3 protein-coding genes are annotated in these 2,178 nt (G+C 60.8%); 2 read left to right on the top strand and 1 reads right to left on the bottom strand.

Going from position 1 to position 2,178, the window contains the following annotated elements:
- The first annotated feature begins 301 nt into the window (after positions 1-301).
- Both RI518_RS07735 and RI518_RS07740 read left to right on the top strand, forming a co-directional pair.
- The gene (locus RI518_RS07735; RefSeq protein ID WP_310672439.1) at positions 302-1,030 is read left to right on the top strand and encodes an aquaporin; all 729 of its coding nucleotides are present in this window, start codon (positions 302-304) and stop codon (positions 1,028-1,030) included.
- Positions 1,030-1,428: an arsenate reductase ArsC gene (locus RI518_RS07740; protein ID WP_310672437.1), complete on the top strand. Its 399-nt coding sequence runs from the start codon at positions 1,030-1,032 to the stop codon at positions 1,426-1,428. Before RI518_RS07735 ends, RI518_RS07740 begins: the two co-directional genes overlap by 1 nt.
- A 29-nt stretch (positions 1,429-1,457) precedes the next feature.
- Here RI518_RS07740 and RI518_RS07745 read toward each other — a convergent pair whose 3' ends face one another.
- The gene (locus RI518_RS07745) at positions 1,458-2,027 is read right to left on the bottom strand and encodes a methylated-DNA--[protein]-cysteine S-methyltransferase (protein WP_310689804.1); all 570 of its coding nucleotides are present in this window, start codon (positions 2,025-2,027) and stop codon (positions 1,458-1,460) included.
- Positions 2,028-2,178: the final 151 nt, after the last annotated feature.

A 2,178-nucleotide genomic window follows, 5' to 3' on the forward strand; every position in this document is an offset into this window, starting at 1 on the left:
GGACACGCCAATAAGGCCTCCAAGGGACGTCTGGTGCGAGAGCTCCTGGGCAGTGCTGCTGATATCGACTCGGCCGACCAGCTTGGCGACTGGGGAGTTGACAACGGATGGCATTTCGCCGAGGTGCCGGGCAACCCCGCGGAGCGGTACCTGGTGCTTGGCTAAATCAGCTGCGTGGCGAGATCGGCCCGGCGCCCCTTGGTGAACACTTGGCAAACGAGGCCCGGGCGGGAGGCAGGTTGGGGCAAAGACAGGGCACACTGGGTATATCCCTGACCCTTCAGGAGACTCACTCGTGACGATGTCCTTACCTCGACGACTCTTCGCCGAATTTCTCGGCACCGCGGCACTAGTGATGGTGGTGATTGGCTCGGGCTTGATGGGCCAACAACTCTCCGGTGACCTCGGAGTGGTCATCCTGATCAACCAAATCTCGACGGTGTTGGGCTTAGGAGTGTTGGTCGCCCTACTCATTCCCGTTTCTGGTGCCCACATCAACCCGGCCGTCACGATGGTGATGACCCTGCGCAGACACGTGTCGGTGGGGGAGGGACTGGGCTACATCATGGTTCAGTTCACAGGCGGTATTGCCGGCGCTGTCGGCGCACAGGCGATGTTTGACCTGCCTCTGGTGGAGTTCTCTGACAACCAACGCCTGAGCACCGGCACCTTTCTGGGCGAGATCATCTCGACCGCGGGTCTGATTGCGGTCATTGTGACGGCTGTGGCGCAGTCGAAGGCCACCTGGTTACCGCTGTTGGTCCCGGCGTGGATTGGCGCCGGCTTTTTTGCCACCTCATCGACGTCTTTTGCCAACCCGTCAGTGACGCTCGGGCGAATGTTTACCGATTCATTCACCGGAATCGCCCCCGAATCAGTGCTGGGGTTTATCGCCGCTCAGGTTCTGGGAGCACTATTGGGATGGTTCCTCGTGTCCGTGTTTTACCCCGAGCGTTTTCGCTCACAACAGCCCGCCGGGCAGAGTCCACCGACTACTGGCCCGGCGCACACCGTGAAAGAAGGTTCTTGATGACACCCCCCACAGTACTTTTCGTCTGTGTTCACAACGCAGGGCGCTCCCAGATGGCCGCCGCCTACCTGCAACACCTCGCTGGAGAGCGCGTCCAGGTGTTGAGCTCCGGCTCGGAACCAAAAGATCAGATCAACCCGGTCGCGGTGGAGGCGATGCAGGAAGAGGGTATTGATATCAGCGCCAATCAGCCACAGATACTGACCGACGAACAAGTCCAAGCCAGTGACGTCGTCATCACCATGGGCTGTGGGGACGCCTGCAAGTTTTATCCGGGAAAACGCTACGAAGACTGGGAATTGGAAGACCCGGCCGGTAAGGACTTGGAGACAGTTCGACGAGTGCGAGACGACATCCGTCGCCGGGTGGAAACTCTCATTACCGAAATTACTGAGTAGGGGTCCAAGTCGGCGCGGAAGAAACGGTCTTAGTGCCCCTGTTCATGCGCGAGTAGTGCCCGTTTTGTCGAAATCCCGCCGCCACCGCTGTAGCCCGTGATTTTGCCGGTTGAGCCCATTACGCGGTGGCAGGGAACGACGATGGGCACCGGGTTGGCGCCCACCGCTCCACCCACCGCGCGCGCGGCTCCGGGGCGACCGATCGCCTGGGCGATATGTCCGTAGCTGGCGGTCTCGCCGTAGGGGATGGCCTGGAGCGCATCCCACACGGCTTCTTGAAATGGGGTTCCCGTGATCAACACGGGCAGGTCAAAATGGTCCCTACTCCCCGCGAAGTATTCCTCCAGCTGAGCCTTCGCCGCGGCTAACACGGGGTGTCCCGCAGGGTCTGTGGTGCTGTCGGTGTTCTCAGGAAGAGTGTCTGGTCCTGCCGGTCCGCTCTGGTCAATATCTACCGAAATGAGAGCCTGGTCGGTGCCGCGGAGGGTGAGCGTCCCAATAGGGCTGGAGACGGCGAGGCTGGAGACGGCGAGGCTGGAGGTGCTGGCGCCAGGTTGTGCACCGTGTGGTGAACTGTGGCGAGTGTCGGTGAGCGTCATGAGGGCAGTGTAAAGCCCGGCACTGACACGGCGCCAGGAGCATCAGCGCCGTGTGGATGGATGGGGTGTCAATCAGGACGCTTGTTCGACGGTGTCGATGTCGTCTAGTTCCTCTTCTGCTTCGAGGGTGATGTTGATGCCCTGGTTTAGT

Source organism: Pontimonas sp. (genome assembly GCF_031581085.1).
Classification (GTDB): Bacteria; Actinomycetota; Actinomycetes; order Actinomycetales; family Microbacteriaceae; genus Pontimonas.

Excerpts from the sequence above, each read along its gene's own strand:
- RI518_RS07745 (WP_310689804.1), bottom strand. The coding sequence starts at position 2,027 with ATGACGCTCACCGACACTCGCCACAGTTCACCACACGGTGCACAACCT.
- RI518_RS07735 (WP_310672439.1), top strand. The coding sequence starts at position 302 with ATGTCCTTACCTCGACGACTCTTCGCCGAATTTCTCGGCACCGCGGCA.
- RI518_RS07740 (WP_310672437.1), top strand. The coding sequence starts at position 1,030 with ATGACACCCCCCACAGTACTTTTCGTCTGTGTTCACAACGCAGGGCGC.